21 protein-coding genes are annotated in these 21209 nt (G+C 62.4%); 9 read left to right on the top strand and 12 right to left on the bottom strand.

Going from position 1 to position 21209, the window contains the following annotated elements; all coding sequences use genetic code 11:
- Nucleotides 1–25: 25 nt before the first annotated feature.
- The 3 genes from BWP39_RS28795 to BWP39_RS28785 all read right to left on the bottom strand — a co-directional run bounded on the left by BWP39_RS28795 (nucleotide 26) and on the right by BWP39_RS28785 (nucleotide 2222).
- On the bottom strand, nucleotides 26–472 hold the full coding sequence (locus BWP39_RS28795; RefSeq protein WP_096725599.1) for a GatB/YqeY domain-containing protein: 447 nt from the start codon (nucleotides 470–472) through the stop codon (nucleotides 26–28).
- Nucleotides 473–723: 251 nt separating this feature from the next.
- A complete protein-coding gene (gene rpsU / locus BWP39_RS28790; protein ID WP_091012690.1) occupies nucleotides 724–936 on the bottom strand; it encodes a 30S ribosomal protein S21 in 213 nt (70 codons plus the stop codon).
- 68 nt (nucleotides 937–1004) lie between these two features.
- Nucleotides 1005–2222 (bottom strand): BaiN/RdsA family NAD(P)/FAD-dependent oxidoreductase, encoded by a 1218-nt coding sequence (locus tag BWP39_RS28785; RefSeq protein WP_096725598.1) that lies wholly within the window; start codon nucleotides 2220–2222, stop codon nucleotides 1005–1007.
- A 103-nt stretch (nucleotides 2223–2325) separates the two neighbouring features.
- On the opposite strand from BWP39_RS28785, the gene tsaD reads away from it, so the two are divergent.
- Nucleotides 2326–3351, top strand: a complete 1026-nt coding sequence (gene tsaD / locus BWP39_RS28780) for a tRNA (adenosine(37)-N6)-threonylcarbamoyltransferase complex transferase subunit TsaD (protein WP_096725597.1) — start codon at nucleotides 2326–2328, stop codon at nucleotides 3349–3351.
- A 67-nt stretch (nucleotides 3352–3418) separates the two neighbouring features.
- On the opposite strand, the gene folE2 is transcribed toward tsaD, so the two are convergent.
- The 4 genes from folE2 to BWP39_RS28760 form a co-directional block, all read right to left on the bottom strand.
- Nucleotides 3419–4225, bottom strand: coding sequence for a GTP cyclohydrolase FolE2 (gene folE2, locus BWP39_RS28775; protein ID WP_096726235.1), 807 nt, complete (start codon nucleotides 4223–4225; stop codon nucleotides 3419–3421).
- 167 nt (nucleotides 4226–4392) lie between these two features.
- Complete coding sequence (gene dxs / locus BWP39_RS28770; protein WP_096726234.1) at nucleotides 4393–6303, bottom strand: 1-deoxy-D-xylulose-5-phosphate synthase; 1911 nt, start codon at nucleotides 6301–6303, stop codon at nucleotides 4393–4395.
- Between the two features lie 96 nt (nucleotides 6304–6399).
- Nucleotides 6400–7281: a polyprenyl synthetase family protein gene (locus BWP39_RS28765; protein ID WP_096725596.1), complete on the bottom strand. Its 882-nt coding sequence runs from the start codon at nucleotides 7279–7281 to the stop codon at nucleotides 6400–6402.
- Nucleotides 7278–7586: an exodeoxyribonuclease VII small subunit gene (locus BWP39_RS28760; RefSeq protein WP_091012678.1), complete on the bottom strand. Its 309-nt coding sequence runs from the start codon at nucleotides 7584–7586 to the stop codon at nucleotides 7278–7280. Before BWP39_RS28760 ends, BWP39_RS28765 begins: the two co-directional genes overlap by 4 nt.
- A gap of 290 nt (nucleotides 7587–7876) precedes the next feature.
- Here BWP39_RS28760 and BWP39_RS28755 point away from each other — a divergent pair, with 290 nt between their 5' ends.
- Together BWP39_RS28755 and BWP39_RS28750 are read left to right on the top strand one after the other, a co-directional pair.
- Complete coding sequence (locus BWP39_RS28755; protein WP_096725595.1) at nucleotides 7877–8986, top strand: aromatic ring-hydroxylating oxygenase subunit alpha; 1110 nt, start codon at nucleotides 7877–7879, stop codon at nucleotides 8984–8986.
- Between the two features lie 117 nt (nucleotides 8987–9103).
- Nucleotides 9104–9973, top strand: coding sequence for a sulfurtransferase (locus BWP39_RS28750; RefSeq protein WP_096725594.1), 870 nt, complete (start codon nucleotides 9104–9106; stop codon nucleotides 9971–9973).
- 92 nt (nucleotides 9974–10065) lie between these two features.
- On the opposite strand, the gene BWP39_RS28745 is transcribed toward BWP39_RS28750, so the two are convergent.
- The 3 genes from BWP39_RS28745 to polA form a co-directional block, all read right to left on the bottom strand.
- A complete protein-coding gene (locus tag BWP39_RS28745; RefSeq protein WP_096725593.1) occupies nucleotides 10066–10938 on the bottom strand; it encodes a dienelactone hydrolase family protein in 873 nt (290 codons plus the stop codon).
- Nucleotides 10939–11038: 100 nt separating this feature from the next.
- A complete protein-coding gene (locus tag BWP39_RS28740; RefSeq protein WP_096725592.1) occupies nucleotides 11039–12388 on the bottom strand; it encodes an NAD(P)/FAD-dependent oxidoreductase in 1350 nt (449 codons plus the stop codon).
- 150 nt (nucleotides 12389–12538) lie between these two features.
- Nucleotides 12539–15292 (bottom strand): DNA polymerase I, encoded by a 2754-nt coding sequence (gene polA / locus BWP39_RS28735; protein WP_096725591.1) that lies wholly within the window; start codon nucleotides 15290–15292, stop codon nucleotides 12539–12541.
- 1 nt (nucleotide 15293) lies between these two features.
- Here polA and BWP39_RS28730 point away from each other — a divergent pair, with 1 nt between their 5' ends.
- Nucleotides 15294–16046: an LOG family protein gene (locus BWP39_RS28730; RefSeq protein WP_096725590.1), complete on the top strand. Its 753-nt coding sequence runs from the start codon at nucleotides 15294–15296 to the stop codon at nucleotides 16044–16046.
- Nucleotides 16047–16074: 28 nt separating this feature from the next.
- On the opposite strand, the gene BWP39_RS28725 is transcribed toward BWP39_RS28730, so the two are convergent.
- Nucleotides 16075–16956 (bottom strand): transcriptional regulator GcvA, encoded by an 882-nt coding sequence (locus BWP39_RS28725; RefSeq protein WP_096725589.1) that lies wholly within the window; start codon nucleotides 16954–16956, stop codon nucleotides 16075–16077.
- A 98-nt stretch (nucleotides 16957–17054) separates the two neighbouring features.
- Here BWP39_RS28725 and BWP39_RS28720 point away from each other — a divergent pair, with 98 nt between their 5' ends.
- From BWP39_RS28720 to BWP39_RS28705, 4 genes are all read left to right on the top strand, one after another.
- Nucleotides 17055–17651: a chromate transporter gene (locus BWP39_RS28720; protein ID WP_096725588.1), complete on the top strand. Its 597-nt coding sequence runs from the start codon at nucleotides 17055–17057 to the stop codon at nucleotides 17649–17651.
- A complete protein-coding gene (locus tag BWP39_RS28715; RefSeq protein ID WP_096725587.1) occupies nucleotides 17648–18178 on the top strand; it encodes a chromate transporter in 531 nt (176 codons plus the stop codon). The genes BWP39_RS28720 and BWP39_RS28715 overlap by 4 nt, the downstream gene beginning before the upstream one ends.
- Before the next feature lie 108 nt (nucleotides 18179–18286).
- Nucleotides 18287–18463 (top strand): type II toxin-antitoxin system HicA family toxin, encoded by a 177-nt coding sequence (locus tag BWP39_RS28710; protein WP_096725586.1) that lies wholly within the window; start codon nucleotides 18287–18289, stop codon nucleotides 18461–18463.
- A gap of 51 nt (nucleotides 18464–18514) precedes the next feature.
- Nucleotides 18515–18937 (top strand): type II toxin-antitoxin system HicB family antitoxin, encoded by a 423-nt coding sequence (locus BWP39_RS28705; RefSeq protein WP_096725585.1) that lies wholly within the window; start codon nucleotides 18515–18517, stop codon nucleotides 18935–18937.
- 41 nt (nucleotides 18938–18978) lie between these two features.
- Here BWP39_RS28705 and BWP39_RS28700 read toward each other — a convergent pair whose 3' ends face one another.
- Nucleotides 18979–20505 carry an AMP nucleosidase gene (locus BWP39_RS28700; protein WP_096725584.1) on the bottom strand — a complete coding sequence of 509 codons (1527 nt, stop codon included), beginning with the start codon at nucleotides 20503–20505 and terminating at the stop codon, nucleotides 18979–18981.
- 186 nt (nucleotides 20506–20691) lie between these two features.
- Between BWP39_RS28700 and BWP39_RS28695 the strand changes: the two genes are divergently transcribed.
- Nucleotides 20692–21129: a hypothetical protein gene (locus BWP39_RS28695; RefSeq protein ID WP_096725583.1), complete on the top strand. Its 438-nt coding sequence runs from the start codon at nucleotides 20692–20694 to the stop codon at nucleotides 21127–21129.
- The last annotated feature ends 80 nt before the right edge of the window (nucleotides 21130–21209 follow it).

Below are 21209 nucleotides of genomic sequence, written 5' to 3'. Positions count from 1 at the left end.
GAGTCGCATGGCCTGAAACCGGAAGTTACTTGCTGAGCGCGGCTTTAACCTGCGCGGAGACTGCCGTCATGTCAGTACGGCCCGCCAGCTTCGGCTTCAGCACACCCATTACCTTGCCCATGTCCTGCGGGCCGGCGGCACCGGTCTGCGCGACAGCAGCCTGCACCTCGGCGGCGACTTCGTCGGCGGAGAGTTGCGCGGGCATATACGCCGACAGCACGACCAGTTCGGCGTTTTCCTTGGCGACGAGATCGTCGCGGCTGGCCGCTTCGAACTGGCTGATCGAATCTTTCCGCTGCTTGATCATCTTGTCGATCACGGCGGTCACGGCCGCGTCGTCGAGCGTGATGCGCTCGTCGACTTCACGCTGCTTGATCGCGGCCAGCAGCAGGCGGATCGTGCCGAGACGGTCGGTCTCGCGCGCCCGCATGGCCGCTTTCATGTCCTCAGTGATCTGTTCCTTGAGACTCATTGCTCACCTGATGCGTTGGAAGTTGCAAAAACACGGAAAAGCACCGACAGACACGGAAAGCTTTGTGCATCAACACAAAAACCCGCTTGGGAGTGTCCTCAAGCGGGTCGGCGCGATTGCGCGTAGTGGATGCGGCCTTACCATGACGGCCTCGCAGGCCTGGCTGTTCCGCTTGCGGCGCCGTGGGGTGCCGCCGGTTGCCGGTTGGTGGATCTGCTGCCGGAAGCCCCTGGGCTGCGGCAACGCCAGAATCAGTAAAACTTCTTTGGCAGCATCTGGCTGCGCAACCGCTTGAAATGACGCTTCACCGCTGCCGCCTTCTTGCGCTTACGTTCGGCCGTTGGCTTCTCGTAAAACTCGCGCGCCCGAAGTTCGGTCAACAAACCGTTCTTCTCGATCGTGCGCTTGAAACGGCGCATCGCGACTTCGAAGGGTTCGTTCTCTTTTAAGCGGACAGTCGTCATTTTTCAATAACGGAGCTTGGCAAAGATTGACGATTATAGCAGACGTTCTGCACAAAGACACGGTCTCGTCAAGCCCCGCGAACGTGCTCCGCGGCAGCCTGGCCCGCCGCCACGCCGGAAGCCCACGCCCACTGGAAGTTGTAGCCGCCGAGCCAGCCCGTGACGTCGACGGCTTCGCCGATAAAGTACAACCCGGGCACCCGGGCGCTCATCATCGTCGATGACGACAGCTCCCGCGTATCGACGCCGCCTCGTGTGACTTCGGCCTTGCGGTAGCCCTCGGTACCGTTCGGCGTGAGCGTCCAGCGCGACAGCGCCTCACCGATACCGCGCAAGGTGCGATCCGGCAGATCGGCCACTCGGGCGTCGGCGGCGACACGGTGGGTTTCCAGCCAGACATGGGCAAGCCGTGCCGGCACCCAGTCCGCCAGCAGGTTGACGATCTGGCGCTTCGAACCGGCCTTCGCCTCCAGCAAGGCGGCCTCGGCGTCGTGCTCGGGCAGCAGGTCCACGTGAATCGGCTCGCCGGGTTGCCAGAAGCTCGAAATCTGCAGCACGCCGGGGCCCGATAGCCCGCGGTGGGTAAGCAGCAGGTCCTCGACGAACTCACCGCCCGTCTTCTTCCCGCCGGTGCTGACCCGGACCTCGAGCGACACACCCGACAACGCAGCGAACGGCTCCCAGTCGGCTGCGGCGAAAGTCAGAGGGACGAGTGCAGGGCGCGTGTCGATCAGCTTGTGGCCAAACTGTTTTGCCAGACGATAGGCAAAGTCGGTGGCGCCGATCTTGGGGATCGACAGACCGCCGGTAGCGATTACCAGGGCGCGGGCGCCGATCTGCCCTGCACCAGTATCGAGCATGAAGCCGTTGTCCGCGTTGCGCGTGACCTGCTCGACCGCAAGTGGCCGGCGCCAGGCAATCCCGCCTGCGTCGCACTCGTTTTTCAGTACATCGATGACGGCATCGCTCGACTGGTCGCAGAACAACTGCCCTTTGTGCTTTTCATGCCATGTCACGCGATGACGCTTGAGCAGCGCCATGAAATCGCGCGGCGTATAGCGGGCCAGCGCCGAGCGGCAAAAATGCGGATTCGCCGACAGATAATTGGCCGGCCCCGCGTGCAGATTCGTGAAGTTGCAGCGACCGCCGCCTGAAATGCGGATTTTCTCCGCGAGGCGAGGCGCATGGTCGATCAACACGACGCGCCGTCCGAGCTGACCGGCAACCGCCGCACACATCATGCCCGCCGCGCCTGCGCCGATGACCGCGATATCGAAAGATTCCATGGCGCGCATTGTACCTGCGGCCCTTTTCCCCCACTGCTATACTTTCAGGCTTCTTTCTGACCATGCGGACGCCCGCTCCGGCGCCCTGCACCACCCACCGACCATGCTCGTTCTCGGCATCGAAAGCTCCTGCGACGAAACCGGCCTTGCGCTCTACGACACCGAGCGCGGTCTGCTTGCGCACGCGCTGCATTCGCAGATAGCCATGCACCGGGAGTACGGCGGTGTGGTGCCCGAGCTTGCGTCGCGCGATCACATCCGGCGCGCGTTGCCGCTGCTCGAAGAAGTGCTCGCGCAATCGGGCCGTGCACGCGGCGACATCGACGCGATTGCCTATACGCAAGGACCGGGTCTTGCAGGCGCGCTGCTGGTGGGCGCAAGCATCGCCAACGCACTCGCGATGGCATGGGACAAGCCCACGGTCGGCATCCATCATCTCGAAGGGCATCTGCTGTCGCCGCTGCTGGTGGACGAGCCGCCGCCGTTTCCGTTCGTCGCGCTGCTGGTCTCCGGCGGACACACGCAACTGATGCGCGTCACCGACGTCGGCGTTTACGAAACACTCGGCGAAACGCTCGACGACGCCGCCGGCGAAGCCTTCGACAAGACCGCCAAGCTACTCGGCCTCGGTTACCCAGGCGGCCCTGAAGTCTCGAGAATGGCGGAGTTCGGCACGCCGGGCGCCGTCGCGCTGCCACGACCGATGCTGCATTCCGGCGATCTCGACTTCAGCTTCAGCGGTCTCAAGACCGCGGTACTCACACACGTGAAGAAGCTCGGCACCAACGTCTGCGAGCAGGACAAGGCCGATCTCGCGCGCGGTTTCGTCGATGCCGCCGTCGATGTCCTCGTAGCAAAATCGCTTGCAGCGCTCAAGCGCACGCAGCTCAAACGGCTCGTCGTGGCAGGTGGTGTAGGAGCGAACCGGCAACTGCGCGATGCGTTGTCAGCGGCGGCGAAAAAGCGCGGCTTCGATGTCCATTACCCGGACCTGTCGCTGTGCACCGACAACGGCGCGATGATCGCGCTTGCAGGCGCGCTGCGGCTGCAGCGCTGGCCTTCGCAGGCGGGCAAGGACTACGCGTTCACCGTGAAGCCGCGCTGGGATCTGGCATCGCTCGCGCGATAAACGCCGCGCCGTAAACGAAAAAGCGGCCGCTATAACGGCCGCTCTTCCACTAAAACGAACCCTACGATTAACGCACGCGCTTGTCGTGTTCGATCAGTGCATACGCGCTGTGATTGTGGATCGACTCGAAGTTCTCGGCTTCAAGCACGTACGCGACGATGCGCTCATCCGCGTTCAACCGTTGTGCAACGTCACGCACCAGGTCTTCAACGAACTTCGGATTCTCATACGCACGCTCGGTCACGAACTTCTCGTCCGGACGCTTGAGCAGGCCCCATAGTTCGCACGACGCTTCCTCTTCGGCGATACGGATCAGCTCTTCCACTGCTACGTCGCCGGCGAGTTCCGCATCGATCGTCACGTGCGAGCGCTGGTTGTGCGCACCGTACTGCGAAATCTTCTTCGAGCACGGGCACAGGCTCGTCACCGGCACGAGCACCTTGAGAAACACGCGCGTCACGCCATGGCGCGTTTCGCCGGTCAGCGTCACTTCGTAATCGAGCAGACTCTGCACGCCCGACACCGGCGCCACCTTGCTGACGAAATACGGGAACGAGACTTCGATACGCCCCGCCTCAGCCTCGAGCTTTTCGAGCATCGAGGCGAGCATCGTGCGAAACGCCGTCGTATCGAGCGGCACGCGGTTCTCTTCGAGCAGCGCGACGAAGCGCGACATATGCGTGCCCTTCTGGTCGGCGGGCAGATGGACATCGAGGTTCCACGTACCGACGGTAGGCTGCGCTTCGCCCGTTTGCGTGCGCACGATCACCGGATGTCGCACCGCCTTCACGCCAACCCGTTGAATCGGAATCTGGCGCGTATCGAGCGTGCTCTGCACGTCGGGCATCACAAAGGCGGGATTCATCTGGTTCATCTTCATGTCCTCACGAGTCGCGCGGTTATGAACATATAACGGCGTGAACGCCGCTCTATTCCATTGCTCACACAACGGCAAACGCCGGCACAGGCCGGCGGTGCATGATGGGCCGCACAGCCCATCGATTCAAGTTGGAGTTTGCTATGACCGGGATAGCGAGCGCGTCACGCGACGCGTTTCACCGACTGGCCTGCAACGGCCCCGGCCGCGTGATCCTGAAAACGCTCACGGATCGATTTCGCGATACCTGCGCCGTCGAGACCGCATTCAGCGAGCAACTTTGCAGGATCACCATGATCGATGAAGCGATCGGGGAGGCCCAATTGTAGTACGGGGTGGATAACCCCACTCGCCAGCAGGGCTTCCACGCAGGCCGAACCGGCGCCGCCCATCACGCAGCCTTCTTCGACGGTGACGATCGCATCATGCGTTTCGGCCAGACGACGAACCAGATCGGCATCGAGCGGTTTCACGAAGCGCATGTTCGCCACCGTCGCATCGAGCTGCTCAGCTGCTGCGAGCGCCGGCGCTACCATCGTGCCAAACGCGAGAATCGCGATGCGCTTGCCAGCCGCCTGCGAGGTCTCGCGACGCACTTCACCCTTACCGAGCGGAATCGCCGCCATCTGCTTGACGGTCGCCACGCCGGTACCGGCGCCGCGCGGATAGCGCACGGCACTTGGGTTCGGTTGTTGCAATGCCGTGTACAGCATCTGCCGGCATTCGTTTTCATCCGATGCAGCCATCACCGTCATGTTCGGGATGCAGCGCAGGAACGCGAGATCGTACGCACCCGCATGCGTGGCGCCGTCCGCGCCGACGAGACCCGCGCGATCGATCGCGAAGACCACCGGCAGGTTCTGCAAAGCGACATCGTGGATCAACTGGTCGTAGGCGCGCTGCAGGAACGTCGAATAGATTGCAACGACAGGCTTCATGCCGTCGGCGGCCAGACCGCCTGCAAATGTCACCGCGTGCTGCTCGGCGATGCCGACGTCGAAATAGCGATCCGGAAAACGCTTCTCGAATTCGACCATGCCCGAACCTTCGCGCATGGCAGGCGTAATGCCGACCACGCGTGCGTCGAGTTCGGCGGCATCGCACAGCCATTCGCCGAACACAGTTGTATAGGTCTTCTTGCTAGGCGCTGTCGAAGGCTTGATGCCTTCGGCCGGATTGAACTTGCCGGGACCGTGATACAGCACCGGGTCAGCTTCGGCGAGCTTGTAGCCCTGGCCTTTCTTCGTCACGACGTGCAGGAACTGCGGACCGCGCAGCTCCTTGATGTTTTGCAGCGTCGGGATCAGCGAATCGAGATCGTGACCGTCGATCGGGCCGATATAGTTAAAGCCAAACTCTTCGAACAACGTCGCCGGCATCACCATGCCCTTCGCGTGTTCTTCGAGTTTGCGCGCGAGGTCGAGCATCGGCGGAGCGACGCGCAGCACGCGTTCGACGCCGGCGCGCGCAGCCGCATAGAAGCGGCCGGACATCAGACGCGCGAGATGGCGATTCAGCGCGCCGACCGGCGGCGAGATCGACATGTCGTTGTCGTTCAGGATCACGAGCATCGGTACATCGTCGGCGACGCCGGCGTTGTTCATGGCTTCGAAGGCCATGCCCGCGGTCATCGCGCCATCGCCGATCACAGCGATCGCGTAACGCTCGTCGTTCTGCAGCTTCGATGCGATCGCCATGCCGAGTGCGGCCGAGATCGATGTGCTCGAATGGGCCGTGCCGAACGTGTCGTATTCCGACTCGGTGCGACGCGGAAAGCCCGAAATGCCGCCTTGCTGACGCAACGAGTGCATCTGCTCACGACGGCCCGTCAGGATTTTGTGCGGATAGGTTTGATGGCCGACGTCCCAGACGATCCGGTCGCGCGGCGTGTCGAACACGTAGTGCAACGCGATCGTCAGCTCGACAGTGCCGAGGTTGGACGACAGATGGCCGCCCGTCTGCGATACGCTGTCGAGCACGAAGGCGCGCAACTCGTCTGCAAGCGGTTGCAACTGGCGGCGATCGAGGCGGCGCAAGGCTGCCGGGTCGTCTATGGTTTTCAGCAAGTCGTACATCGTCGTTCCATTGTAGGAAAACTTGCGTGCCCGCACTTCATTCACGCACACCGTAGCGTGATGTGCGCGGCGGCGGGCTTTCGCGTTGATACTGCTTCAGCTCACCCGGTTCACAACCAGATCGGCAAGCTCGGCCAGACGCTGTGCGCGGGCGCCGAACGGCGCGAGCGCTGCATGTGCATCCGCACGCAACTGCGCGGCCAGCGCACGCGACGCGTCGAGCCCAATGATCGATACGTAGGTCGGCTTGCCGTCCTTCGCATCCTTTCCTGCGGTCTTGCCAAGCGTCGCGGAATCGGTTGTGACATCGAGGATGTCGTCGACTACCTGAAACGCGAGGCCGACTGCGGCCGCATATGCATCGAGCGCGTTCATTGCAGCTGCGTCGGGCGCCGTACCTGCGAGGGCGCCCATGCGGACCGCCGCGCGCAACAGCGCGCCGGTTTTCTTGCGGTGCATCGTTTCCAGTTGCGGCCGCGTCAGCGTATGGCCGACGCTCGCCAGATCGATGGCCTGACCGCCCGCCATGCCGACCGAGCCGCTCGCGAGCGCCAGTTCGCGTACGAGCGCCGCCTGCTGCGCAGGCGCCAGGACATCAGCCGTCAGCGCAACGAAAGCCTGCGACTGCAGTGCATCGCCAACCAGCAGTGCCGTCGCTTCGTCATATTTGACGTGTACCGTGGGTTTGCCGCGGCGCAGTGCGTCGTCGTCCATGCACGGCATGTCATCGTGCACGAGCGAATACACATGGATCATTTCCAGTGCCGCCGAGGCCGCTTCCACCGATGCGGCCTGGGCACCGGTCAGCTCGCCCGCTGCGTGGCACAGCAACGGACGCACGCGCTTGCCGCCGCCCATCACGGCGTAGCGCATCGCTTCGTGCAGCTGCGCCGGCTCGATACTCTGTGCCGGCAAATAGTGATCGAGCGCCGTCTCGACACGGTCGAGTACGGCACGCATCCATTCTTCAAAGGTCATAAATCGTCTCCGCTCTCGGCGGCGGTTGTTCCTGCGGGGTTCGTGGACAGCGGCTTCAGCGTCTCGCCATCGAGTACGCGCACTTGCTGTTCCACCTTCTCCAGTTGTTGCTGGCAAAACGCGACAAGCGTCGCGCCGCGCCGGTACGCGCTCAGCGACTCTTCGAGGCTCAGACTGCCGCCTTCCATGCGCGCGACCAGTCCTTCCAGTTCCGCGAGCGCTGCCTCGTAATGCTCGGGCAGCGGTGTGCCGTCGACGCCCTGGACGGGCGGAGCAGCGGGGTCTTTCGTTGCGGTCTTCGCCATGAATCGTCGCAAATTTAAAACAAGTCGGACATTCTACGGCAAAAGCGACAATTCCGAGCCGCTCGGGGGCTCACGCCCGTGCCACGGGGGTTGCGGAGCGACCCGATAAAGTCGGAAGAAAATTCTCCATAAGGGCCCGAAGACCGCGAACTTCCTCGATAATTTTGACCCAAATCAGGGACTTAAGTATCCCCAGGAGGGGGAAACAGGTATAATCGCGGGCTCCCTAAATCAATCGAATCTTCGATGGTTGGGTTGTTCACTGCTTTCACGTCTTCACGGGAGTGGGAATGTCCAATCTGAGCAATGCATTGCAGCTGAGATCTGTTCATAGTCAGTTGCCAGTCACGGCTTACTTTGACGAAGCGCTTCTCAAGCGCGAAATCGACACCCTTTTCAAAAAAGGTCCTCGCTACGTCGGGCACGAACTCATGGTGCCGGACGCGGGGAATTATTTTGCCTTGCCCAGCGAAAAAGAGGGCCGGGTGCTCGTACGCAACCAGCAGTCGCAGGTCGAACTGCTGTCGAACGTGTGCCGCCATCGCCAGGCCATCATGCTCAACGGCCGCGGCCAGACGGAGAATATCGTCTGTCCCCTGCATCGCTGGACGTACGATCTGAACGGCCAGCTCCTCGGCGCACCGCATTTCGACGACAACCCGTGCCTGAATCTCGGCGCCACGCCGCTGCAGAACTGGCAGGGCCTGCTATTCGAGGCGCAGGGCCGCGATGTCGCCAAAGATCTGTCGCGTCTTGGTACGAAGCAGCATTTCGACTTTTCGAACTTCATGTTCGATCACGTCGAAGTCCACGAATGCAACTACAACTGGAAGACCTTCATCGAGGTCTATCTGGAGGATTACCACGTCGTCCCGTTCCATCCGGGCCTCGGCAGCTTTGTGTCGTGTGACGACCTGACCTGGGAATTCGGTGACTGGTACAGCGTGCAGACCGTGGGTGTGCATAACGAACTCGCGCGTCCGGGCAGCCCGACGTACCGCAAGTGGCACGACGAAGTGCTGCGTTTTCGCGGTGGCGAGCCACCTGAGTTCGGCGCGATCTGGATGGTGTACTACCCGGGCATCATGATCGAGTGGTATCCGCATGTGCTGGTCGTGTCATGGCTGATTCCGCGCGGGCCGCAACACACCACCAATGTGGTCGAGTTCTATTACCCCGAAGAAATCGCGCTGTTCGAACGCGAATTCGTCGAAGCCGAACGTGCCGCCTATATGGAAACGGCCCGCGAAGACGACGAGATCGCCGAGCGGATGGACGCCGGCCGGCGTGCGTTGATGGAGCGTGGCGAATCGCAGGTTGGGCCGTATCAGAGCCCGATGGAAGACGGTATGCAGCACTTCCACGAGTTTTTGCGGCGCGAACTCGGTCCGGTTATCTGAACCACGCGGCACGCAGAGCGCATAGAACGACGGAAAGACGGGCTTCGGCCCGTCTTTTTTGTTTAGACTAAGAACAGGGTTCGGCTACGACCGAAACCGCCGTCTCCAGGAGCCGTCATGCCGCACACCCACTACACCACTCTGATCTCCGCAACGAACCTCGCGGAGCGGCTCGCCGCCGCGCCGGGCAGCGTATTCGTCGCCGATTGCCGCTTCGATCTCGCCGCGCCGGATGCGGGCGAAGCCGCCTACGCCGCCGGCCATCTGCCCGGTGCACATTACCTGCATCTCGATCGCGATCTTTCGGGTCCGAAAACCGGTGCTAACGGGCGCCATCCGTTGCCCGAGCGCGCGAAGCTCGTCGAAACGCTGGTTGCACAGGGACTGAAGCAGGGCCAGCAGGTTGTCGCTTACGACGCGCAAGGCGGGATGTACGCGGCGCGCCTGTGGTGGTTGCTGCGCTGGCTCGGGCATGACGCGGTCGCGCTGCTCGACGGCGGACTGCAAGCCTGGCAGGCCTCCAGCGAGCCGCTGATGCAGGACGCGCCGACTCTGGTCCGCGGCGACTTCAAGGCCGGCGCGCCGCTGGCAGTGACGATCGATGCGCAGGCGGTCGAACGCAATCTCGGCACACGCGAGCGCATCCTCGTCGACGCTCGGGCCGCCGATCGCTATCGCGGGGAAAACGAAACGATTGATCCGGTGGGCGGGCATATTCCTGGCGCGCTGAACCGCTTCTTCAAGGACAACCTCACCGCCGACGGTCGCTTCAAGTCAGCACATACACTGCGCGAAGAATTCGGCGCGTTGCTGCCCGCCACTGCGCCAGAGAAAGTCGTCCTGCAATGCGGCTCGGGCGTGACAGCCTGCCATAACGCGCTTGCGATGGAGATCGCCGGGCTGCACGGAGCGGCGCTTTATCCCGGGTCGTGGAGCGAATGGGTCGCCGATACATCGCGGCCGGTTGCGACGGGCGCTGCGGCCTGACTACGAGGCTCACAAAGAGTCTTCGACGTAGCGAGCAACAGCGGCTGACGCGACCATCGCGTCAGCCGCGCTCACAGTTCAGCCTTGCCCGCTCAAACCACGCCGTGCTGTTTAAACCACGCTAGCGCGCGCCGCCAGCCGTCTTCAGCATCTGCCTTCTTGTAGCTCGGCCGATAGTCGGCGAAAAACGCATGGCCCGCATCGTCGTAGACAACAAACTGCGAGCCGCGTCCTTCACGCGGTCCTTCGGCAATCGCCTGCTTCATCTGCTCGAGTGTGTCCTGCGGAATGCTCGTATCCTGCCGGCCGTAAAGGCCCAGCACCGGCGCGTGCAGATCGGCGACACGATCGATGGGATTGGCCGGTGTCATCGCAGTGTGATCGCCGGTTACGCGCCCGTACCATGCGACACCCGCGCGCACGTCCGGATTGTGCTCTGCATATAGCCACGTAATTCGTCCGCCCCAGCAGAAACCGTTGACACCCACGCGCCGCAGATCACCGCCGTGCTCACCGGCCCATGCAACGGTGGCGTCGAGATCGGCCAGCACCTGCGCATCGGGCACCTTGCTGACGAGCTGTTCATTGAGCTGCTGGATGGTCGGATAGATCGACGGATCGCCTTGCCGCGTGTACAGGTTCGGTGCGATCGCCAGATAACCCGCTTTCGCGAACCGGCGACACACGTCGGCGATATGTTCGTGCACACCGAAAATCTCATGGACCACGATGATCACGGGCAGATGCGTCTTGCCCTTCGGCTGCGCGCGATAGGCCGGCACGATGACGCCGCCCGAGGTCACGGCGACCTCGCCGGCTTCGAGTCCGTCGCTATCGGTATGAATGGTTTGCGCCGACACCGGCAGCACGGCCGCGGCAAAACCACTGCCGAGTGCGGCCTTGATGAAGGTACGGCGATCAAAGGGAACGTGTGGGACGAGGCTATCGACTTCGGGTTTCAGCATGTAGCGCTCCTTGGGTGGAAGGCAACGACGCAACAGCATACCCCCGGCGGCAAACGCACGTCGTGCAGGCCGCAACGGCTAGAAAGCCGCCACGCCACACTCAGTGCAGCTTGACGCGCGGCAGCGTCGTGCGCCGCAGCCAGTGCGCGACCGTATCGAGCACCATCCGCGCGTAACCGTGCAGTGCGGCGATATGCAGCCGGTACAGCGACATGTACATGAAACGCGCGAACAGCCCCTCGATCAGCATGCTGCCGCCAATCACCCCACCCATCAGATTGCCGACCGCACTGAAGTGCCCAAGCGACACGAGCGAACCGAAATCGCGGTAAGCAAACTGCGGCAACGCGCCACCATCGACGCGAGCCGCCAGCGCCTTCAGCAGAAAACTCGCCTGCTGGTGCGCGGCCTGCGCGCGCGGCGGCACGTTACCGTCGGTGCCCGCCCATGCGCATGCGGCGCAATCGCCGAGCGCGAAGATGTTGTCGTCGGTTTCGGTCTGCAGCGTATTGCGCACGATGAGCTGGCCCTGCCGGTTCACCGCCAGGCCATCGAGCTGGCTCAGCACGGCCGGCGCCTTGATGCCCGCGGCCCAGACCGTCAGATCGGCGCGCACGGTCTTGCCGCTCGCTGTGCGCACGAGGCCCTGCGCGACTTCGGACACGGTCTCGCCGGTCATCAGCTTCACGCCGAGTTTGACTAGCAGTTCCGTCGTAGCGGTCGACACGCGTTCAGGGAGTGCCGGCAAAATCCGCGCGCCGGCTTCGATCAGCACGATGCCGATATCGTGACGCGGATCGAGCTTATGCAGACCATACGCCGACAGCACCTGCGCGGTGTTGCGCAATTCAGCGGACAGCTCGACACCCGTCGCACCGCCGCCGACGATCGCCACCTGAATGCGCGGCTCGCTCGAAGCCGATGCGTCCAGCCCTGACTCGACCGGTTCGTGCGTCTGGTATTCGGCGCGTATGCACGCAGCGATCAGACGTTTGCGAAAGCGCTCGGCCTGGTGGACGGTATCGAGTGCGATCGAATACTCGGACGCACCCTGCACGCCGAAGAAATGCGTCGTGCTGCCGATCGCGATAACGAGCGTGTCGTATTCGAGTTCGCGCTGCGGCAGCAATTCCGCGCCGTCTTCATCCGCAACCGACGAGAGCGTGATGCGCCGTGCCGCGCGATCGAGCGTAGTCAGTTCGCCCTGCTGAAACTCGAAGCCATGCCAGCGCGCCTGGGCTGCATATTCGAGTTCCTGCGTGAATGGATCCATGCTGCCGGCCGCAACCTCATGCAGCAACGGCTTCCAGATATGCGTCGGATAGCGGTCGACCAGCGTGACCTGCGCACGCGCGTCGCCCTTGTTTTTCTTTGGAGCGTAGCGGTCGCCTAAACGCGTCGCCAGTTCCAGTCCCCCCGCGCCCCCGCCAACGACGATAAAACGATGCATGCGATTCTCCGTATGTCGATCGGTTGTGGGTCGAGACGGCGTGATGCGTGGCCTATGCCGTCGTTATCGATTGTCGGTGACGCCTGCGGCTTCTTGCAAGCCGCAGGTCGGCATGTGTGGCATACGCATGACTATATGCGTGCACAAGCGTCAATGTGCCTCTTCCCAGTTAGCGCCGGCGCCGACTTCTGCAACGAGCGGCACCTTCAGCGCAGCAACGCCGCACATCAGTTCGGGCAGCCTCTTGCGAACCTCGGCGAGTTCGCTGTCCGGCACTTCGAGTATCAGTTCATCGTGGACCTGCATGATCATCCGCGTGCCAACCGGCGATGCGTCGAGCCACCGCTGCACCGCGATCATCGACAGCTTGATCAGATCGGCGGCTGTGCCTTGCATCGGCGCGTTGATCGCCGCGCGTTCCGCGGCCTGGCGACGCGGGCCGTTGCCACCGTTGATTTCGGGCAACCACAGCCGCCGGCCGAACACGGTCTCGACGTAGCCCTTCTCTTTCGCACTCGCGCGCGTGTCGTCCATGTATTTCGCCACGCCCGGATAGCGCGCGAAATACCGGTCGATATAGAGCTTCGCCGCGTCGCGCGTGATGCCGAGATTCGATGCAAGACCAAACGAACTCATCCCGTAGATCAAACCGAAGTTGATCACCTTCGCGATGCGTCGCTGGTCCGAGTTCACTTCGAGCGGCGTCACGCCGAACACTTCGGCCGCGGTCGCGCGGTGGATGTCCTCGCCCTGGGCAAACGCACGCAGGAGCGACTCGTCACCGGAGATGTGCGCCATGATGCGCAGCTCGATCTGCGAGTAGTCGGCTGAAACAAGCTTATGTCCCGGCGCCGCGATAAAGGCTTCGCGAATGCGCCGGCCTTCTGCCGTACGCACCGGAATGTTCTGCAGATTTGGATCGTTCGATGCGAGCCGCCCGGTTACCGCCACAGCCTGCGCATAGTTCGTGTGCACGCGCCCCGTCTGCGCATTGACCATGCGCGGCAGCTTGTCGGTGTAAGTCGATTTCAGCTTCGAGAGCCCGCGATGTTCGAGCAGCAGCTTCGGTAGCGGATAGTCTTCGGCGAGTTTCTGCAGCACTTCTTCGTCGGTAGAGGGCGCGCCGCTCGGCGTCTTCTTCACGACCGGCAATTGCAGCTTCTCGAAGAAGATCTGACCGATCTGCTTCGGCGAACCGAGATTGAACTCACCGCCCGCCAGTTCGTACGCTTCGCCTTCGAGCTGTACGAGCCGTGTCGCGATCTCGTTGCTTTGCCGACGCAGTTTCTCCGCATCGATCAGCACGCCGGCGCGTTCCATCTTGCGCAGCACACGTGACGTCGGGACCTCGATCTCCCGGTACACGTATTCGAGACCTTTCTCGGCAGTGACCTGCGGGTACAGCGCGAGATGCAGACGCAGCGTGATGTCGGCGTCTTCCGCAGCGTATTCGGCGGCCTGGTCGAGCGCGACCTCATCGAAGCCGATCTGCTGCGCGCCCTTGCCCGCAACTTCCTCGTACTTGATCGTCTTGATGCCGAGATGACGCAGCGCCAGGCTGTCCATGTCGTGCGTGCGATGCGATTCGACCACGTACGATTCAAGCAACGTGTCGTGCTCGATGCCATCCATCTCGATACCGTAGTTGGCAAGCACCTGCTCGTCGTACTTCAAGTGCTGGCCGACCTTTTTCTTCGCCGGACTCTCTAGCCAGGGCTTCAGCTTCGCAAGCACTTCGTCGCGCGGCAGTTGCACCGGTGCATCGGGCCCACGATGTGCAACTGGAATATAGGCTGCATAACCGGGTTCCACGGACAACGACAGACCGACGAGTTGCGCGGTCATTGGATCGAGCGAGGTGGTTTCGGTATCGAACGCGGTGAGCTGCGCAGCGTCGATCTTCGCGAGCCACGCGTCGAATTGCTCCCACGTCTGCACGGTGTCGTAGTGACGTTCGACGTCGACGGTTTGCGCCGGTGCTACGTCGACTTGCGGCCCTTCGACGACCTCGGCCGTCTCGACTTCGCGCAACCAGGTCTTGAAGCCGTGCCGTGCGAACACGTCGCGCAATTCGGTACGTGCCTCGGGCCGCGAGGCGAGCGACGCTTCAATCGATGCAATGTGCTGCGTCAGATCGCAGGCGGTTTCGACCGTGACGAGCTTTCTCGCCATCGGCAGGAAGTCGAGCGCACGGCGCAGGTTGTCGCCAACCGCTCCCTTGATTTCATCCGCATGCGCGATAACGCCATCGAGCGAGTCATACTGCGCGAGCCACTTCAGCGCGGTTTTCGGTCCGCACTTGTCGACGCCCGGCACGTTATCGACGGTATCGCCAATCAACGACAGGTAATCGACGATCCGTTCCGGCGGCACGCCGAACTTCGCGAGCACGCCCGCGCGATCGAGCGTTTCGTTCGTCATCGTGTTGATCAACGTGACGCTATCGGTAACGAGTTGCGCGAGGTCCTTGTCGCCGGTGGAGACGATCACCTTCATGCCGAGCTTTTCGGCCTGTGTACTCAGCGTGCCGATCACATCATCGGCTTCGACGTGATCGATCATCAGCAGCGGCCAGCCCAGTGCGCGCACGGCGACATGGATTGGCTCGATCTGGCGCACCAGATCTTCGGGCATCGACGCGCGGTTCGCCTTGTAATCCGGGTACCAGTCGTCGCGAAACGTCTTGCCCTTCGCATCGAACACGCACGCGCTATACTCTGCGGTGACTTCCTTGCGCATGCGCCGCAGCATGTTGATGATGCCGTACAGCGCGCCGGTCGGTTCGCCGTCCGGTCCACGCAGATCGGGCAATGCGTGGTAGGCCCGGTAGAGATAGCTCGAACCGTCTACCAATAGCAGGGTCTTACCTTCCAGCTTCGCTTCCAGGTACTGTTCTTCAGGCATTATGACTAAGAGAAAAGTGATTCCGAGTCTGCGATCGCTCGCAGATCAAGAGCGCGCGACAGCCAAAAAGGCCCGCGCATCGTGGCAGATGTTCACGATTATGGCAGAGTTTATCGAGGCGACCGAGTACCTCTCGGAGATCCGCCCGGCTGTCAGCATCTACGGTTCGGCGCGACTGAAACCGGACTCGCCGTACTACAAACTCGCCACGCAGATCGCCCGTAAACTGTCCGACGCGGGCTTCGCGGTAATCTCCGGCGGCGGTCCCGGCATCATGGAAGCGGCGAACAAGGGCGCGCATGCAGGCAAGGCCCCTTCGGTCGGTCTGAACATCGAGCTGCCCCACGAGCAATCGGGCAACCAGTGGCAGGACATCTCGCTGCGCTTTCGCCATTTCTTCACGCGCAAGGTGACGTTCGTAAAGAACTCGGATGCCGTGATCGTGATGCCGGGCGGCTTCGGCACGCTCGACGAACTCGCGGAAGTGCTCACGCTGATCCAGACGAAGAAATCGCGTCACGTGCCGATCATTCTGGTCGGTGGTGAGTTCTGGCATGGCCTGCTCGGCTGGTTCAAGGATCAGCTGGTGCCGATGGGTCTGATCAATGCCAACGACATGGACCTGATGCAGGTCATCGACGATCCGGACCAGGTGCTCGAAGCGGTGCTCGCGTTCTATGAAGACCGCGAAGACCACGAGGAAGGTGACACGCATCCGGGCAAGTCGGACGAAGACCGGATGTTTTATCTGTAATGCGTCAGGCTGGCAGGTCGGTCGCCGCTCACGCGGAATCGGCCTGCGCCTCCAGCCAGCGACAGAACTGCACGACGAGCGGCGCATCGGCCACTTCGTGCCGCGCCACCCACCAGTAGCCACGCGCATCGAGCCGCGGTCCGGGCAACGGCATGACGAGACGCCCGGACGCGAGTTCGTCAGCGAGCATCGGCAGCGGACCTAGTGCCACGCCAAGCCCATCCACTGCAGCCTGCAACGCCAGATAGAAGTGGTCGAACGACTGCTTCTTGCGGCACTTCGCCTTCACCCCTGCTGCTGCCAGCCAGTTGCGCCACGCGTCCGGACGGGTATCGGAGTACAGCAGCACGTGGCGCGCCAGGTCGTCAGCCACGGCGATCGGTGCGCGCTGCAATAGCGCGGGGCTGCACACCGGAATCTCATGTTCCTCGAGAAAATGACCGCTCGCGCAGTTCGGCCAGTGCGCGGGACCGCGCCTGACCGCCACGTCGAAACCATCGATCATCTCCACCGGCACATCCGACGTCGACAACCGTAGCTCGACGTTGGGCGCCATCCGCTGAAACTGGCTCAACCGCGGCAGCAACCACTTCATTGCGAAAGTCGGCAAGGCGTTCACGCGCAGCACATGCACGACGCCGGTATCGCGCAGTTGATCCGTCGCGACCGCGATGCTGTCGAACGCGGCCTGCACGCTCGCGAGATAGCGGCGCCCGTCGTCGGTGAGCCGGACCCGCTTGCCGCGACGATGAAACACCTGCACGCCGACCCATGCCTCGAACGCGGCGACCTGCCGGCTGATTGCACCGTGAGTCACATGCAACTCATCTGCGGCGGCGGTGAAACTGTCACACCGGGCCGCAGCCTCGAAGGCACGGAGGGCAGAGAAGGGAGGCAGATTGCGAGTCATGCTTGTGATTGTAGGTCACAAGCGGATGCCCGAAAAATCGTTTTGCCCGGCGACGCTTCGGCGCTACTCTCGACGGTCTGTACTGGACGAATATCACAATGAATCAGCAGCCCACTTCCCCTGACACATCGCTTACATATCCACCTACGCTGCGTGAAATATTCAGTGGCTTTCTCGGCCTCGGCCTCATTTCGTTCGGCGGTGCGTTACCACTTGCGCGGCGGGCGGTGGTCGAGCGGCGCCACTGGCTGACCTCTGCCGAATTCACCGATCTGCTCGGGTTATGCCAGTTTCTGCCGGGCGGCAACGTCATCAACCTGTCGGTTGCGATCGGCATGCGTTTTCGTGGACTGCCCGGCGCGCTCGCGGGGCTGCTCGGGTTGATCGCGGGGCCGTCGCTGGTCGTGATCGGTCTCGGCGTGCTGTATGAGCACACGCAAAACGACCCGCATGTGAAGCATCTGTTCGCCGGGCTCGCTGCGGCCGCGGCTGGCCTGCTGGTCGCGATGGCGGTCAAGATCCTGCTGCCGCTGCGGCACGATCCGGTAGCGGCGGTCATCGCGGCGCTTGGCTTCGTTGCCATGGCAATCGTGCGTGTGCCGCTGCTGCCGACCATGCTCGTGCTCACGCCGCTCAGCATGCTCGTCGCGGCACGCGCACGAAAAATCGCCGAAGCAGGGAAGACCGCACCATGAACGACACCCTCGTTTCTCTCGCGATTATTTTCAGCCAGTTGTCACTGCTCGCGTTCGGCGGCGGCAACACGATCCTTCCGGAAATGCAGCGGCAAGTAGTGGACGTGCATCACTGGATGCCCACCAGTGAATTCAGCGCGCTCTTCGCGCTTGCGCAGGCCGCCCCCGGACCGAACCTGATGATCGTGACGCTGGTCGGCTGGCACGTGGCCGGATGGGCCGGCATGCTGGTGACGTCGGTGGCGAAGTTCGGACCGTCGTCGATCGTGACGATCCTCGCGCTGCACGCGTGGGAACGCTTCAAGGACCGGCCGTGGAGAAGCATCGTGCAGAAGGCGCTGGTGCCGGTCACGGCGGGTCTCGTCGGGGCGAGCGCGGCGCTGATCGCGCAGGCTTCCGATACGACGGCGATCGCGTGGGCGATCACCGCCGTGTGTGCGGCGCTGGCACTGAAAACGCGGATTCATCCGCTGTGGTTGCTGGCTGCCGGGAGTTTGATTGGGTTGACGGGGTTTGGGCAGTTTTGAGGGGCGGGTTACTGAAGTACGATTTTCAGCGAAGCATTTTTGCTTACACATTGCGAATGTAAACATTTATGGTTACACTGAACGCCGGTTCGAAGAAGCAGGAAGACGGTGAAACAAAGCGAGTTCAAACGATGGTTAGCCCGACAGGGCGCAACGTTCACCGAAGGATCACGGCATACCAAGGTTTTTCTGAACGGACGTCAGTCGGTGATGCCGCGACACCCCGGCACTGAGCTAGGGGACGTGACACGAAAACTGATCCTCAAGCAACTGGGCATCAAATGATCTCAGGCCGTGCATCGAACTTACACTCCGGAACGAAAACAGGAATCGAACATGTTCAAGTACCCTGCCCGTCTAATCCCTGACGGTACCGGCTTTGCCGTGCAGTTTCGCGATATCCCCGAAGCGATCACCTGCGGCGCCACGCGCGAGGAAGCGATCGATATGGCCGGCGACGCGCTCGTGACTGCAATGGATTTCTATTTCGACGACAAGCGCCCAGTGCCGACACCGTCCGAGCCGAAGCGTGGCGACGTGCTGATCGAACTGCCGCCAAGCGTTGCCGCGAAAGTGCTGCTCCTGAATGTGATGCTATCGCAGCATGTATCGCCCGCCGAACTAGCCCGCCGGATGAATACCCGACGTCAGGAAATCAACCGCGTTATCGACCTTGGTCACGCAACCAAGATCGACACGATCGCGGCAGCGCTCTCGGCGCTCGGCATGCACCTCGAAATCACAGTGACGCCGGCATAACTGACTGGCGGGACCGTGAAAGCCCCGCCAAACAAAACTCTCTACTGAAACGCCACTTCCGCAAAACTACGCAACTTCCGGCTATGCAGCCGATGCAACCCGTTCGTGCGCAAAATCTCCATCGCCTTCACCCCGATCTGCAGATGCTGATCGACTTGCGCGCGATAGAACTGATCGGCCATACCAGGCAACTTCAGTTCGCCGTGCAGCGGTTTGTCCGACACGCACAGCAACGTGCCATACGGCACACGGAAGCGAAAACCATTCGCCGCAATCGTCGCACTTTCCATGTCGAGCGCAACCGCCCGGCTTTGCGACAGCCGCTGCACCGGCTCGCGATGATCGCGCAATTCCCAGTTGCGGTTATCGACGCTCGCCACCGTCCCGGTGCGCATCACGCGCTTCAGTTCGACGCCTTCGAGTTGCGTCACCTGCGCGACCGCCCCCTCCAGCGCAACCTGTACTTCGGCGAGGGCCGGAATCGGCACCCATAACGGCAGGTCATCATCAAGTACATGGTCCTCGCGCACATAGCCGTGCGCGAGCACGTAATCGCCAAGACGCTGCGTATTGCGCAAGCCCGCGCAGTGACCGAGCATGATCCACGCATGCGGACGCAGCACGGCGATGTGATCGGTAATCGTCTTCGCGTTGGATGGCCCCACGCCGATATTGACCATCGTGATGCCGCTGCCGTCCGCGCGCTTCAGGTGATAGGCAGGCATCTGCGGCAGACGCGGCGGCGGTGTGCCCTCGTCGTCCTGCTCGCCGAGATTCGCGTTGTACGTGATCACGTCGCCGGGTTCGACGAACGACGTGTATTCGCTGCGATAAGCACGCAGTTCCGCATCGTCGGTATGGGCCATCATCTTGCGGCCGAGCGCGACGAACTCGTCGATATAGAACTGGTAGTTCGTGTACAGCACGTAGTTCTGGCAATGCGTAGGCGACGTCGCCGTGTAGTGCTTCAATCGATGCAGCGAGAAATCCACGCGCGCGGCCGTAAACAGCGCAAGCGGATGCGGCTCGCCTGGCGGCGGTTCGTAGGTACCGTTGACGATGCGATCGTCAAGCAGCGCGAGGTCGGGTGTATCGAAGATATCGCGCATCGCGAAGAGCCGCTCGCGGTCGAGATCGCCTTCCAGATGGATACCCTCGGCAAACGCGAAGTGAATCGGAATGGGCTGGTCCGATACACCGACTTCGATCGATACATGGTGATTCTTCGCCAGCAGCCGCAACTGTTCGCGATAGTAGTTGCCGAACAGATCGGGCCGCGTCACGGTGGTCTCGAACACGCCGGGACCGGCGACAAAACCATATGAGCGGCGCGAATCGATGTGTGTGTTGACCTCGGTACGCACCCGCACGAACGGGTAACACGCGCGCACGCGCCGCTCGAATGCCTCGTTGCGCCGGTAGCGGGCAAACGCGTCGCGCAGATACGAGGTATTCGCTTCGTAGATTGCGGAGAGCCGTGTGACGGCGTCGGCGGCGTCGTCGAAAGCCTCGGTCGGGAAGGTGTCGGCGGGTGTCTGCACCGCACGTCGTTTGAGTGGATCGTTCATCTTCGTTGGCCTCGGTTGATGCGACGACATTACCATGGAACACGCATCGCGGATGCCTGCGGCAGACCGGACGGGTGACGGGCTGGTTCCGCGCAGGCAGCACGAAAACGGCGCAAAATAACCCCGTGTAATCCGTGCCGGGAGCACGGATTTGCTAGAATCTGGGCACCCAATCGGAGAATTGCCATGAAGTCGTTCCTTACCGTCGCCGTTGCCGCGACGCTCGCCTTCGGCGGCGTCGCACTGGCCGCCCAGCCCACCGACGACGCTCAGGCTGCCGCGAACGCCCCGGCCGCCGCGAACGCTCAAGCCGCCGCTGCCGACGAAGCGCAATCCGCCAACGAACGCGCCGGCCTGCCGGACCTGAAAGCAATCAACCGCCCCGCAGCCGAAGTCAGCTCCAAGGTCGACATCGACGTGCCGCGCACGCCGAGCTACTACGAGCGCAGTGGTAGCGGCACCGAGATCACCGAATACCGCGACAAAGGCAAACCGGTCGAAATCGACGTGCGCTCGAACTTCGGCACGCGCTATCAGATGAGCGCACCGACCGACACATCGCCGAAAGTGCGCGACAACGGCCGCGCAAGCACACGCCTGCCATCGATCAACCTGCACTATTGATCCTGCATGATGTAACACGATGTCCGCGTGGGACGATAATGTCCCGCCACCGCATCACCGCGATACCGCAATACCAGGAC

It is taken from the genome of Paraburkholderia acidicola (assembly GCF_002362315.1).
GTDB lineage: Bacteria > Pseudomonadota > Gammaproteobacteria > Burkholderiales > Burkholderiaceae > Paraburkholderia > Paraburkholderia acidicola.
Note: the sequence above shows the minus strand (reverse complement) of the source record. Positions and strands in the feature narration are given on the sequence as shown.

Coding starts and splice junctions, on each gene's coding strand:
- BWP39_RS28795 (WP_096725599.1), bottom strand. CDS start 472: ATGAGTCTCAAGGAACAGATCACTGAGGACATGAAAGCGGCCATGCGG.
- rpsU (WP_091012690.1), bottom strand. CDS start 936: ATGACGACTGTCCGCTTAAAAGAGAACGAACCCTTCGAAGTCGCGATG.
- BWP39_RS28785 (WP_096725598.1), bottom strand. CDS start 2,222: ATGGAATCTTTCGATATCGCGGTCATCGGCGCAGGCGCGGCGGGCATG.
- tsaD (WP_096725597.1), top strand. CDS start 2,326: ATGCTCGTTCTCGGCATCGAAAGCTCCTGCGACGAAACCGGCCTTGCG.
- folE2 (WP_096726235.1), bottom strand. CDS start 4,225: ATGAACCAGATGAATCCCGCCTTTGTGATGCCCGACGTGCAGAGCACG.
- dxs (WP_096726234.1), bottom strand. CDS start 6,303: ATGTACGACTTGCTGAAAACCATAGACGACCCGGCAGCCTTGCGCCGC.
- BWP39_RS28765 (WP_096725596.1), bottom strand. CDS start 7,281: ATGACCTTTGAAGAATGGATGCGTGCCGTACTCGACCGTGTCGAGACG.
- BWP39_RS28760 (WP_091012678.1), bottom strand. CDS start 7,586: ATGGCGAAGACCGCAACGAAAGACCCCGCTGCTCCGCCCGTCCAGGGC.
- BWP39_RS28755 (WP_096725595.1), top strand. CDS start 7,877: ATGTCCAATCTGAGCAATGCATTGCAGCTGAGATCTGTTCATAGTCAG.
- BWP39_RS28750 (WP_096725594.1), top strand. CDS start 9,104: ATGCCGCACACCCACTACACCACTCTGATCTCCGCAACGAACCTCGCG.
- BWP39_RS28745 (WP_096725593.1), bottom strand. CDS start 10,938: ATGCTGAAACCCGAAGTCGATAGCCTCGTCCCACACGTTCCCTTTGAT.
- BWP39_RS28740 (WP_096725592.1), bottom strand. CDS start 12,388: ATGCATCGTTTTATCGTCGTTGGCGGGGGCGCGGGGGGACTGGAACTG.
- polA (WP_096725591.1), bottom strand. CDS start 15,292: ATGCCTGAAGAACAGTACCTGGAAGCGAAGCTGGAAGGTAAGACCCTG.
- BWP39_RS28730 (WP_096725590.1), top strand. CDS start 15,294: ATGACTAAGAGAAAAGTGATTCCGAGTCTGCGATCGCTCGCAGATCAA.
- BWP39_RS28725 (WP_096725589.1), bottom strand. CDS start 16,956: ATGACTCGCAATCTGCCTCCCTTCTCTGCCCTCCGTGCCTTCGAGGCT.
- BWP39_RS28720 (WP_096725588.1), top strand. CDS start 17,055: ATGAATCAGCAGCCCACTTCCCCTGACACATCGCTTACATATCCACCT.
- BWP39_RS28715 (WP_096725587.1), top strand. CDS start 17,648: ATGAACGACACCCTCGTTTCTCTCGCGATTATTTTCAGCCAGTTGTCA.
- BWP39_RS28705 (WP_096725585.1), top strand. CDS start 18,515: ATGTTCAAGTACCCTGCCCGTCTAATCCCTGACGGTACCGGCTTTGCC.
- BWP39_RS28700 (WP_096725584.1), bottom strand. CDS start 20,505: ATGAACGATCCACTCAAACGACGTGCGGTGCAGACACCCGCCGACACC.
- BWP39_RS28695 (WP_096725583.1), top strand. CDS start 20,692: ATGAAGTCGTTCCTTACCGTCGCCGTTGCCGCGACGCTCGCCTTCGGC.